This window comes from Halostella limicola, assembly GCF_003675875.1.
In the GTDB taxonomy this organism is placed as follows: Archaea; Halobacteriota; Halobacteria; order Halobacteriales; family Natronoarchaeaceae; genus Halostella; species Halostella limicola.
The window spans coordinates 1340659-1352825 of sequence record NZ_RCDI01000001.1; the positions used below are offsets into that span (position 1 = coordinate 1340659).

The window sequence follows — 12167 nt, forward strand, 5'->3', positions numbered from 1 at the left end:
CGCTGTGAGGGCTACGGCTCGTCGGCCGCTTCGAGTCCGGTGTCGGTGATGCGGAACGTCGCAGTCTCGCCGGCGCCCTTCGACCGGTGTTTCTCCAGCGTCGCCCGGCGGTTCCCGCCCCGGAAGCGGTCGACGCGCAGGACCGTCCCGGTCCAGTGCTCCAGTGTGTGGCCGCCGAGCGGGCGCGTGCGGTCGCTGTCGGGGTCGGTGAACACCTGGTTCGTCACGACGACGGCGAGGTCGTGGCGCCGGGCCAGCGACAGCAGGTGCGTCACCTGTCTGGCGACGTCCCGCAGCGCCTCGCCGGCGTCGCCCTCGCCGGTCCGCTCCAGTCGGTAGAATCCTGTCGCGCTGTCGAGGACGATCAGGTCCGCCTCCTCGGCGAACTCGCCGGCGTCCCGCACCGCCTCGGCCTGTTCGTCGAAGTCGTACGCGGACTCGACGACGATGTTCGACGTGACGTCCTCGACGGCCCCGCCGTCGGCGCGCGCCTGCGCGAGCTGTTCGAACCGGTCGAGCGACAGCCCCTCGGTGTCGATGAACACCGCGAGGCCGCCGTCTGCGGCCGCCTCCACCGCGGCCGAGAGCGCGAGGTTCGTCTTGCCGGCCGCCGGCTGGCCGTACACCTGCGTGACGGTGCCGCGTTCGAACCCGCCGTCCAGCAGGTCGTCGACGGGCCCGCAGCCGGTCGGTATCGGCGAGTCGTGGTTCACGCCGCGAGGTAGACGCGTTCCGGGCAAAAAGCCCCCGGTCCGCGGAAGGGTTTAACTCCGCCGCCGGCGAACGTCCGGGTTAGTGATAGTCGTCGCGACGTCCGACTTCGAACTGTACCACGGCGTGGTGAACGAGCTCCGCGACCGCGGCGTGACGTTCACGACGGTCGAACCCGAGGACCCGATACCGGAGGAGACGACGGTGCTCATCACCGAGGCCGGCGGGAACGCCGCCGACGACTCGCTCCCCGAGGACGTGGTCGTCGTCCGTGCGGAGCCGGACAGCCCCCGGCGCGCCGTCGAGTCGGCGCTGGCCGCCGTCCGCGGCGAGGGCGGGCGCACCGTCGTCGGCGTCGACCCCGGAACCCGCCCCGGGATCGCCGTCATGGCCGGCGAGACCGTCATCGCCGCGTTCCACGTGCCGCTGGACGACGCGGTCGACGTGATCCGCGAGGAGGTGGCCGACGCGCCCGATCCGGTCGTCCGGGTCGGCGACGGCGCGCGCCTGCAGGGAGCCACGATCGTCAACGAACTGGACGAGGTGCGGGTCGAGCTCGTCGACGAGACCGGGACGACGCCGTACCTCGGCACCGGCGCGCGCGGGATGGGCGACGTGCTGGCGGCGGTCAACATCGCCCGCATCGAGGGCGACGTTGTCGACGAGCGCGAGATCGAGCCGACCGAGGGCGAGCTGAAGGTGATCAAGGACCGCTCGCGCGAGCAGTCGGGCGAGAACCGCGCCATCGACGAGGACCTCGCCCGGCGCGTCGCCAGCGGCGAGTTGACGATCGACGAGGCGCTGGACGAGCACCGGAGCGGGTGATCAACCGACGGGGTCCACGACGACGGGTGCCAGCGTCCCGGGGACGGTTCTCCATCCCGCCTTCCGATGGCGTATTTCCCCCTCCGCGGGCGTCTCCCCACCGTCGTCGCGATAAAGCTACGGACCGCTTTGTTGGAAGTACTTAGCGGGTTGTTTTCGGCTTTCACCGGGAAATATCCCGACACCGGCCCGTAACATTCCATTTTCTTCTCGTGGAATTTATCTGCCTGCTCGTGGCCATAGCGTTCGGAGGTCATACGGTGTTCTTTCAAGACGACGAACTGCAATTCGAGGTAGAGGTCGAGGAACCGGACCCGCACTTCGCGAAACTGCTCCAGCAGGCCATCGGCGGCGTCGAGGGGGAGATGCGCGTCGCGATGCAGTACATGTTCCAGGCGTGGGCGCTGCCGGAGGAGCACAGCGACTACCGCCACATGCTGATGGAGACGGCCGCGGAGGAGCTAGGTCACATCGAGATGCTGGCGACGGCGGTGACGAAGAACCTGCGCGGCGCGCCCCAGGAACTCCGCGAGGAGGCGAAGGAGGACGCCGCCGTCGCCGCGGCGATGACGGGGCAGAACCCGCGCCAGTTCCTGTCCTCGGGGCTGTCCGCGATGCCCGTCGACAGCAACGGCGTCCCGTTTAGCGGTAGCTGGGTCGTCGCGTCGGGCAACCTCGCGGCCGACATGTACGCCAACGTGATGGCCGAGTCGACGGGCCGCCTGCTGGCCACCCGGCTGTACGAGTACACGAACGACGAGGGGATGAAGGACATGCTCGCGTACCTCATCGCCCGCGACACGATGCACCAGAACCAGTGGCTGGAGGTACTGAACACGTTCGACGACCACCTGCCGATCCCGGCGAGCTTCCCGCAGGAGAAGGAGAACCAGGAGTTCAACTACTCCTTCATGTCGACGGCGCGGGACCCGCACGAGGACCCCGAGAAGCCGTGGACGCAGGGCGAGGCGCCCGACGGGACCGGCCAGTTCTCGTTCCTCGCCGAACAGCCCGGCGGCGGCCCGCCGGGCGTCGGCCGGGCTGACCCGACGACGAACAACGAACCGGAGCCCGAGTAACGACGTCCCCCCGGCCGCTCGACCGACCCGCCGCTATTCTTTCACGGCGCTCTCCGCCCGCCGCAGCACCTCGCGGACCGGGAGCTCCGTCTCGCCGGCTACCGCGAGGGCGTCGTCGTACTCCGCGCTCACGTCGTACACCTCGCCCTCGTCGTTGCTGGCGACTTTCACGGCGACCTCGTACTCGCGCCCGTCCACCGAGAGCGTCGCCGTCTCGAAGGCGCGCTCGGCGATCCAGCGGTGGGTCGCGCCGCCCTCGCGGACCCCGAGGGTCCCCGTCTCCTCGGCGAGGCGGCGCGCGACGGCCTCGGCGTCCTCGGGCTTCGCGATCACCTTCACGAGGTGGCCCGGCCGGGACTTCTTCATCGTCGTCGGGACGATCGTCACGTCCCGCGCGCCTGCCTCGGAGAGCGTCTCCTGCAGGCTCCCGAGCACCTCGGGGGCCACGTCGTCGACGTTCGTCTCAAGCACGGCCACGTCGTCGCGGACGAGCCGGCCGCCGTCGGCGGTCTCGGCGCTCGCCGCGTCGCCGCTCTCGTGCTCTTCGCCGACCATCGCCCGCAGGACGTTCGGGCGGTCGTCGAGGTCGTAGCCGCCCGCGCCGTACCCCGACGCAGTCACGTCGAGGGCCGGGAGCTCCGCCCCGCCCTCCGCGAAGTGCGCGAGGATCGCCGCGCCGGTCGGCGTGAGCAGTTCCCGTTCGACGGGGCCGCCGCGCACCGCCCAGTCGGCGCGCTCGACGATCTCGACGACCGCCGGCGCGGGCACCGGGTAGACCCCGTGACTCATCTCGACGGTCCCGCCGCCGGTCCGCACGGGCGTCGTGACGACCCGGTCGACGCCGAGGTCGTCGAGCAGCAGCGCCGCGCCGACCACGTCCGCGATCGCGTCGTCCGCGCCCACCTCGTGGAAGTGCGTCTCCGAGAGGTCGGTGCCGTGGACCGCCGCCTCCGCCTCGCCGAGGACCTCGAAGACGGCGGTCGCGTCCGCGACGACGTCCTCGGGCAGACCCATCCCCTCGACTATCTCGACGACCTCCGGGTACGTCCGGAGGGGGCCTCGCCCCTCGGCGATCGGGGCGTGGTCGTGCGAGTGGTCATCGTGGGTGTGGCCGTGCGAATGAGCAGCGTCGTGGGTGTGGTCGTGATCGTGGTCGTGGCTGTGCGAGTGCTCGTGACCGCCGTCGCCGCGGTCGGCCGACCCGTCGTCGCCGCGATCCGAATCGTGGGAGTGATGGTCGCCCGTTGCCTGATCGGAGTCGTCCGCGCCGGACGCCAGCACCCGAACGTTCGTCGCCGCGATACCGCTCTTCGTCGCCTCGTCGACGGCGTATTCGACGCCGAGGGCGTCCTCGACGGGAGCGAGGACGGCGGGGTCGGCCCCGGCGGCGACGAGCGCGCCGAGCACCATGTCGCCGCTCGCACCCGTCCGTCCGTCGAACGCGAGTGTTCGCATGTTCCCAACTCGGCAGCGGCGCGGGGTTAAGGTTCGGGTCCGCGGGCGTTACGCCTATGTGCCTGCCGCGCTGACCAACGAATGGTAACACGTGACACTAGACGCGAGCGCGATCGGGGGATGACCCCCCATAACAAAAGACATATCGGCACCGGCGTTCGACTTCCAACCATCCCAGCTAGTGTGAAATCATGAATGAAGTCCAACTTGAGGTCGCAAAGGCGTACCCGAACGATTCGGGGCGCGGTATCGCACGCCTCGACCCGGACACGCTCCTCCATCTGAAGTTGAGCCCGGGTGACATCATCGAGATAGAGGGGGCAGACACCACCGCCGCGAAGGTGTGGCGCGCCGACCGGCAGGACTGGAACACCGACACCGTCCGAATCGACGGGTTCACGCGTCAGAACGCCGACGTCGGTATCGGCGAGCGCGTCACCATCCGGAAGGCGGAGGCGACGAAGGCCGACTCGCTGGTGCTCGCGCCGCCCGAGGAGGCGAGCGTCCAGTTCGGCAGCGACGCCGCCGGCATGGTGAAACGGCAGATCCTGAAGCGCCCGGTCGTCGAGCGCGACATCGTGCCCGTCATGTCGAGCACGAACCACCCGTTCATGCGCTCGCCGGGGCAGGCGATCCCGCTTATCGCCGTCGAGACCGAGCCCGAGGGCGTCGTCCTCATCACCGAGGACACGGACGTCGAGCTCCGCGAGGAGCCCATCTCGGGCTTCGAGAAGACCGGCGGCGGGATCACCTACGAGGACATCGGGGGACTACAGTCGGAGATCCAGCGGGTCCGGGAGATGGTCGAGCTCCCGATGAAACACCCGCAGATCTTCAAGAAACTGGGGATCGAGCCGCCGCAAGGCGTGCTCCTGCACGGCCCGCCCGGCACGGGGAAGACCCTGCTCGCCAAGGCCGTGGCCAACGAGACCTCTGCGAGTTTCTTCTCCATCGCCGGCCCCGAGATCATCTCCAAGTACTACGGGGAGTCCGAACAGCAGCTCCGGGAGATCTTCGAGGACGCGACCGAGGAGGCGCCCTCCATCATCTTCATCGACGAGCTCGACTCCATCGCGCCCAAGCGCGAGGACGTGACCGGCGAGGTGGAACGACGCGTCGTCGCGCAGCTGCTGACGATGATGGACGGCCTCGAATCCCGGGGTCAGGTCATCGTCATCGCCGCGACGAACCGGGTCGACTCCGTCGACCCCGCGCTCCGCCGTCCCGGCCGCTTCGACCGCGAGATCGAGATCGGCGTCCCCGACGAGATGGGCCGCGAGGAGATCCTCCAGATCCACACCCGCGGCATGCCGCTGTCGGACGACGTCAACCTCGGCCACCTCGCCGACGAGACCCACGGCTTCGTCGGCGCGGACATCGAGTCACTGACGAAGGAGGCCGCGATGAAGGCGCTGCGGCGGTACCTCCCCGAGATCGACTTGGACGAGGAGGACATCCCGCCGAGCCTCATCGACCGGATGATCGTCAAACGCCAGGACTTCCGCGGGGCGCTCAACGAGGTCGAACCGTCGGCGATGCGGGAGGTGCTCGTCGAGCTCCCGAAGATCTCGTGGGACGACGTCGGGGGCCTCGAAACCGCGAAAGAGCAGGTCCAGGAGAGCGTCGAGTGGCCGCTCTCCTCGCCCGAGAAGTTCGACCGCCTCGGCATCGACCCGCCGAGCGGCGTCCTGCTGTACGGCCCGCCCGGCACCGGGAAGACGCTGATGGCGAAAGCCGTCGCCAACGAGACCAACGCCAACTTCATCAGCGTCCGCGGCCCGCAGCTGCTGTCGAAGTGGGTCGGCGAGTCCGAGAAGGCGATCCGCCAGACCTTCCGGAAGGCCCGGCAGGTGTCGCCGACGGTGATCTTCTTCGACGAGCTCGACAGCCTCGCCCCCAGCCGCGGCGGCGACATGGGCAGCAACGTCAGCGAGCGCGTCGTCAACCAGCTCCTGACCGAACTCGACGGGCTGGAGGACATGGAGGACGTCATGGTCATCGGCGCGACCAACCGGCCGGACATGATCGACCCCGCGCTGATCCGTTCCGGGCGGTTCGACCGCATGGTGATGATCGGCCAGCCCGACACCGAGGGCCGCGAGCGGATCCTGGACATCCACACCCAGGACACGCCGCTCGCCGCCGACGTGTCGCTCCGGGAGATCGCCGAGATCACCGACGGCTACGTCGGGAGCGACCTGGAGAGTATCGCCCGCGAGGCCGCCATCGAGGCGCTCCGCGAGGACGACGAGGCCGAGGACGTCGAGATGCGCCACTTCCGCAAGGCAATCGAGAACGTCCGGCCGACGATCACCGAGGACATCCTCGACTACTACGAGCGCATGGAAGACGAGTTCAAGGGCGGCACCGCGAAGCCGGACCGCGACCGCACGGGCGGCCGCATCGGCTTCCAGTAGCCCCCGCCGCGACTCCGTTCTCCCGCCGTTTTCGTCCGCGCCGAGGACAACCGTTTTAACCTCCTGACACATACGCGGACCGTAACTACCGCCGTGAACGGACCACCACCCGACGATCCGGAGGAGGACGTGCTCGCGGGCGGGGAGGACGCCTACAGCGCGCTCCGCGACCCGACCGTGCTCCTCCTGTTCGCCATCGTCCTCGCGACGCTCGTCGCCATGGTGGCCGGGTTCGGCGGTACGGGGGCGCTCGCGGGCAACGAGAGCAACGAGCCGACGTTCCCCATCCTCGACCTCGGCGACGAGGGCCCGTCGACCGACGTGGTCGAGCTCCGCGTCGCCGTCAATCAGTCGTCCGTCCGGCCCGGCGACGCGGTCGCGATGACCGTCACGCGGGTCGACGGCACCCCGGTACCGAACGCGTCCGTCCGCGTCGGCGGGCGGACCCACGTCACCGACGAGAACGGGACGGTCGTCGTCAGGTTCGACGGCGGCGAGCACGTCGTCTCGGCGACCGCCTCGGCGAACGGCACCCAGTTCGTCGACGCGCGTCGAACCGTCGTCGTCGAGCGGTACGTGACGGATCTGACCCTGCGGGCGAACGCGACGAACGTCACGGCCGGCGACGCGGTCCGCTTCGCCGTGACCGACGGCGAGGAGGGCGTCCCCGCCACGGTGTCGGTCGCCGGGAGTCGCCACGCCACGAACGAGAGCGGCGTCGCCGTCGTCACCCTCGACCGGGCGGGCGAGTTCACCGCCGCCGCACACAAGGCGGACACCCCGTCGCGGCGGTTCAACGGCAGCAGCGTCACGGTGTCGGTGACGCGCCGGACCGCGACGCTCTCGGTCGCCGTCGAATCGTCCGACCCGGTCGCGCACGAACCCGTCCCCGTGCGCGTCACGCGGGACGATACCGGCGGCCCGGCCGACGCGACCGTCACCGTCGACGGCGAGCAGTACCGGACCGACGAGGACGGTCGGGTCAACGTGACCGCGGACGCGGTCGGCGACCTCCCGCTAACGGCCACTGCGGCCGACACGCCGGCAGTCACGTTCCGGCCCGCGGAGCGCACGCTGTCGGTCTCGCGTCGGCCGGTCTCGCTTTCGCTGTCGGCGAACCGCACCACGGTGCCGGAAGGCGAGGCGGTTCAGTTCGTCCTGACGCGGACGGACACGGGAGCGAGCGTCGACGGGACGGTGACCGTGAACGGCACCGAGTACCGGACCGACGCGAACGGGACGGTCGCCGCGACGTTCACGGAGCCCGGCCGCGTCATCGTCCGCGGAGCCCGCGAGGACTCGGCGACGGAGACGTTCGGCACAGCGAGCGAGATCGTCACGGTCCGCGGCCCGGCGTACTCGCTCTCGTCGTTCGAGGCCCCGACGGCGGCCGAGGCCGGCGAGAACGTCACCGCGACCGTCACGGTCACCAACGACGGGAACGAACCCGGCGACGGGACCGTCGAGTACCGCTTCGACGGGACCGTCCTCGACGAGCGACGCGTCGCGCTGGACCCGGACGAGTCGACGACGGTGACGTTCGAGGCGGCCATCCCGGCGGACGCGGAGCCCGGCGACTACCGGCAGGCGACAGTCACCGCGGACGGTACTCTCGACGAACCGATAACAGTTACCAACGGGAACGAGACGTCGGCGTGACGCCGATCGCTAATTGCTAGCTCATGTGCGGTTCTGAACCGTCTACGGTCCTCTAGTCCGGTGATGAAACGTAGTAGGAACCTGGTAATTACCGTAAAAAGTAGTGAAATAAATTGAACACTCGCGCGGTTATATGTGGGTGTCTGACGTACGCGTGACTAGGCGCCCACAATGTCAGGTCCCTCACCGCTGCACAACGAGCAAGCCGCCACCGAGGCCGGGGAGAGCGACCGCCGGGTCGGCGTCGACGCCCTCGCGCCGCCGGTCCGGATGGTGAGCTTCTGGATGGCGGTCGCCCTCCCGTTCCTCCACGTCCCCCTCCTGTTCAGGGGGCTGACCGGCCCGACCGAGACGCTCACCTTCCTCGGCCTCCTCGCGCTGAACCTCGTGGCGCTGCTCGTCGGTCATCCGCACAACAGCGAGTAACGTCCGACAATCACCCCCACAGGGGTCCCGCCGGATCCTCACCGGCGGACGCACCCCGAGCGCGACACTCACTCCGCCGTCGAGCGCCGGAGCCAGTCGAACTCCTCCAGCAGCGCTCGGCGCTTGATGAGGACGAACCCGGCGAAGATGACGAGGAAGCCGACGACCGTCGGCGCGCCGATGACTTCGTCGAGGAATACCCACCCCGACACCGCAGCGAACACCGGCGCGACGTACGACACCAGGTTGATCTCGATCGGGCCGAGCCGCTCCAGCAGGTCGAAGTAGATCAGGAAACCCAGCGCGCTCGCCACGACGGAGAGGTACGCGAGCGCCGCGATCGCCTCCGGAGTCCACGCCACGTCCGCGATCGACTCGTTCGGCAGTAGCGCGCTCACGCCGTGCATCAGGAGCGCGCCGCCGATCATCGACCACGCCTCCATCGTCTCTATCGGCATCTCGGCGTCGATGCGCCGGGTGAGGACGCTCCCCAGCGCGAACGAGGCCGCCGCGGCGAACACGAGGAGCTTCGCTACCACGTCGTCGGCGAGCAGGTCCGACGGGTCCGGCTGCGCGAGGACGGCGACGCCGAGCAGCCCGAGAAAGAGGCCGGCGATGCCCGCCGCCGTCATCCGCTCGCTCGGCAGGAGCAGCCGCGCGAACCCGGTCGTCAGCACGGGCGAGAGCGAGACGATGACGGCCGCGGCGGCGCTCGTGGTGTTCAGTTCGCCGACGAAGAGGAACGCGTGGTAGGCGGCGATGAGCAGCGCCGACCCGACGGCGACGAGCGCCCACTGGCCGCGCCCCCGCGGGAACGGGTCGTCGACGACGTACGCGGCGTAGCCGAGCATCAACACGCCGGCGACGTCGTAGCGGACGGCGGCGAACAGGACGGGCGGGAAGTACTCCAGCCCGGCCTTGATCGCCATGAACGCCGTCCCCCACATCGCGGCGAGCAGGACGAACAGCGACAGGTTCCGGTAGCGGCTCACAGTGCTCCATTCGCTCCCACCGGGCTCAATGTTTCGATTCGCAACACGATTGCCGGCGGCCGGCGGGCGAGTTCAGTCCGGCCGAAACGGCGCGGTGGTCGGCGGCCCCGCGTCAGTCGTCGCCGGATCGAGCCCGCTTTTCGCCGGAGCGCTCGACCAGTTCCTCCCGCGGTTCGCTCGGTTGGTCGTAGAGGTGGCAGGCCGTCGCGTGCGGGCGCTCCTGCAGCACCGGCACGACCCGCTCGCAGACGCTCTCGTAGTGTGAGCGCAGCAGTCCGGCGGCGTCCTCGCGGTTCCCCGCCGCGAGCAGTTCGAACGCCTCCCGAACCTGCTCGTCGTGCGGCGCGGGGAGCGAGCGGTCGAGTTCGCGGTCGCTGACGGCCTCGGCGACCGCGCTCGGGTCCGCCGCCTCGCCGAGGTCCTCTCGGACGCTCTCGACCGGCACCTCGTCGGCCTGGATCCGTTCGCGGACGGTCATGATCGCGCGGTAGTCCTCCTGCGCGATATCGAGGTCCGCCGGCGGGATGACCTCGGAACAGCGCGTCCGGAACCGACAGCCGCTCGGCGGATCCCGCGGCGAGGGGACGTCGCCCTTCAGCGTCTCGACGGTCCGGCCCTGTTCGTCGGTCGACGCCCGCGGGACGCTCTCCAGGAGCGCCCGCGTGTAGGGGTGTTCGGGGGCCTCGAATATCTCGTCGGTCGGCCCCACCTCGGCGACTCTACCGAGGTACATGACGGCGACGCGGTCGCAGATGTGCCGGACGACGGAGAGGTCGTGCGCGATGAACAGGTAGGTCAGGTCCAGTTCCTCCTGAAGCTCCTCGAGCAGGTTGAGGATCTGGGCCTGCACGGAGACGTCGAGCGCCGAGACCGGCTCGTCGAGCACGACGAACTCCGGCTCCAGCGCCAGCGCCCGCGCGATCCCGATCCGCTGGCGCTGCCCGCCGGAGAACTCGCTCGGGTAGCGGTCGCGCTGCCCGGCGGAGAGCCCGACGCGTTCGAGCAGCTCGCCCGCCCGTTCCGCGCGCTCCGCCTTCGTCCCGACGTCGTGGATCCGGAGCGGCTCCGTGACGATGTCGCCGGCGGTCATCCGCGGGTCGAGCGACGAGAACGGGTCCTGGAAGACGATCTGGGCGCGCTTGCGGAACTCCGTCAGCGCCTCGTCGTCCATCTCGAACACCGCCTCGCCGTCGAAGGTGACGCTCCCGCCGGTCGCCTCCCGCAGGCGCAGCAGCGTCTCGCCGGTCGTCGACTTGCCGCAGCCGGACTCGCCGACGAGGCCGAGCGTCTCCCCGCGCTCGATGTCGAAGGAGACGCCGTCGACGGCCTTGACGCTCACCGGGTCGTTGCCGAGCAGGCGGTCGACCAGCGTGTCCTGCTCGTAGTAGTACTTCTCCAGGCCGTCGACGGAGACGAGTCGCTCAGTCATCGGTTACCTCCGCGAAGTAGTCGTCGGCTAACGCTTCGCTCGGGTCGTACGGCCGCTCGGCGAGCACGCACCGCGCGAGGTGGCCGTCCTCGCCGTCCGCGGGCAGCTCCGGCGGGTGGTCGAGACACGACTCCATCGCCTTCGGACAGCGGTCGGCGAAGTAGCACCGGTCGCCCATCTCCGAGGCGTACAGGTCGGGGACGTTGCCCTCGATCGGGTTCAGCCGCGGGGCGGGGTCGTCCAGGTCGGGGACGCTCCCGAGCAGCCCCTCCGTGTACGGGTGGACGGACCGGTCGAACACGTCCTTCAGGGTGCCGCGCTCGACGATCTCGCCGGCGTACATCACGCCGACGCGGTCGCACATCCGCGCGATGACGCCGAGGTTGTGGGTGATCATCAGCACGCTCATCCCGACCTCGTCCTGCAGGTCGCGCAGGAGGTCGAGGATCTGGGCCTGGATCGTCACGTCCAACGCCGTCGTCGGCTCGTCCGCGATGAGCACGTCGGGCTCGCCGGCCAGCGCCTGCGCGACCATCGCGCGCTGGAGCATCCCGCCGGAGAACTGGTGGGGGTACTCGTCGGCGCGCTCCTCCGGGTCGGGGATGCCGACCTGGTCGAGCAGTTCGACCGCGCGCTCGCGGCTCTCGCCGGTGACGAAATCCCGGGAGTCGAAGATCGTCCCGACCAGCAGGTCGCCGAGGCCGAAGCCCTGGCTGCGCGACCGGGTCGAACGGGGGTCGGCCGACGCCCGGCGCTGGACCTCGACGGCCTCGGCGATCTGTTCACCGACCGTGAGCGAGGGGTTGAGGCTGCTCATCGGGTCCTGGAAGATCATGCTGAACGACGGCCCCCGGAGGGACCGACGCACCCGCGCGGGCAGCCGGCGGACGTCGACGTAGTCGCCGTCGACGGCCGCCGGGTGGTCGTCGGCGACGCTCGCCGCGAGGTCCGCGTTGCGGTACCAGATCTCGCCGCTGGTCACCTCGCCCGGCGACTCCACGAGGTCGACGACGGAGAGCGCGGTGACGCTCTTGCCGGAGCCGCTCTCCCCGACGACGCCGAACACCTCGCTCTCGCCGACGTCGAAGCTGACGGACTCGACGGCGTTGACCTGCCCCGACTCCGTGAAGAACCGCGTCGAGAGGTCGCGGACCTTGAGTATCGGCTCCGCCAC

Annotated in this window: 10 protein-coding genes; 5 read left to right on the forward strand and 5 right to left on the reverse strand. The window is 69.9% G+C overall.

Annotated elements, in window-relative coordinates; translation table 11 throughout:
* Window positions 1-11: 11 nt before the first annotated feature.
* Window positions 12-713: a DNA repair and recombination protein RadB gene (gene radB, locus D8670_RS07880; RefSeq protein ID WP_205596905.1), complete on the reverse strand. Its 702-nt coding sequence runs from the start codon at window positions 711-713 to the stop codon at window positions 12-14.
* A gap of 82 nt (window positions 714-795) precedes the next feature.
* Between radB and D8670_RS07885 the strand changes: the two genes are divergently transcribed.
* Both D8670_RS07885 and D8670_RS07890 read left to right on the forward strand, forming a co-directional pair.
* A complete protein-coding gene (locus D8670_RS07885; protein ID WP_121817502.1) occupies window positions 796-1536 on the forward strand; it encodes a hypothetical protein in 741 nt (246 codons plus the stop codon).
* Window positions 1537-1796: 260 nt separating this feature from the next.
* Window positions 1797-2615, forward strand: coding sequence for a manganese catalase family protein (locus D8670_RS07890; RefSeq protein WP_121817604.1), 819 nt, complete (start codon window positions 1797-1799; stop codon window positions 2613-2615).
* 33 nt (window positions 2616-2648) lie between these two features.
* Here D8670_RS07890 and larC read toward each other — a convergent pair whose 3' ends face one another.
* Window positions 2649-4070 carry a nickel pincer cofactor biosynthesis protein LarC gene (gene larC / locus D8670_RS07895; protein WP_121817503.1) on the reverse strand — a complete coding sequence of 474 codons (1422 nt, stop codon included), beginning with the start codon at window positions 4068-4070 and terminating at the stop codon, window positions 2649-2651.
* Between the two features lie 191 nt (window positions 4071-4261).
* Here larC and D8670_RS07900 point away from each other — a divergent pair, with 191 nt between their 5' ends.
* From D8670_RS07900 to D8670_RS07910, 3 genes are all read left to right on the forward strand, one after another.
* The gene (locus D8670_RS07900; protein WP_121817504.1) at window positions 4262-6487 is read left to right on the forward strand and encodes a CDC48 family AAA ATPase; all 2226 of its coding nucleotides are present in this window, start codon (window positions 4262-4264) and stop codon (window positions 6485-6487) included.
* A 93-nt stretch (window positions 6488-6580) separates the two neighbouring features.
* Window positions 6581-8146 (forward strand): CARDB domain-containing protein, encoded by a 1566-nt coding sequence (locus D8670_RS07905; protein ID WP_121817505.1) that lies wholly within the window; start codon window positions 6581-6583, stop codon window positions 8144-8146.
* Window positions 8147-8317: 171 nt separating this feature from the next.
* A complete protein-coding gene (locus D8670_RS07910) occupies window positions 8318-8572 on the forward strand; it encodes a DUF8028 family protein (RefSeq protein ID WP_121817506.1) in 255 nt (84 codons plus the stop codon).
* Window positions 8573-8640: 68 nt separating this feature from the next.
* Here D8670_RS07910 and D8670_RS07915 read toward each other — a convergent pair whose 3' ends face one another.
* The 3 genes from D8670_RS07915 to D8670_RS07925 all read right to left on the reverse strand — a co-directional run bounded on the left by D8670_RS07915 (window position 8641) and on the right by D8670_RS07925 (window position 12167).
* The gene (locus tag D8670_RS07915; protein ID WP_121817507.1) at window positions 8641-9564 is read right to left on the reverse strand and encodes a DMT family transporter; all 924 of its coding nucleotides are present in this window, start codon (window positions 9562-9564) and stop codon (window positions 8641-8643) included.
* A gap of 112 nt (window positions 9565-9676) precedes the next feature.
* On the reverse strand, window positions 9677-10993 hold the full coding sequence (locus D8670_RS07920; protein WP_121817508.1) for an ABC transporter ATP-binding protein: 1317 nt from the start codon (window positions 10991-10993) through the stop codon (window positions 9677-9679).
* Entirely contained in the window at window positions 10986-12167 is a 1182-nt protein-coding gene (locus D8670_RS07925) for an ABC transporter ATP-binding protein (RefSeq protein WP_121817509.1), read from the reverse strand. Before D8670_RS07925 ends, D8670_RS07920 begins: the two co-directional genes overlap by 8 nt.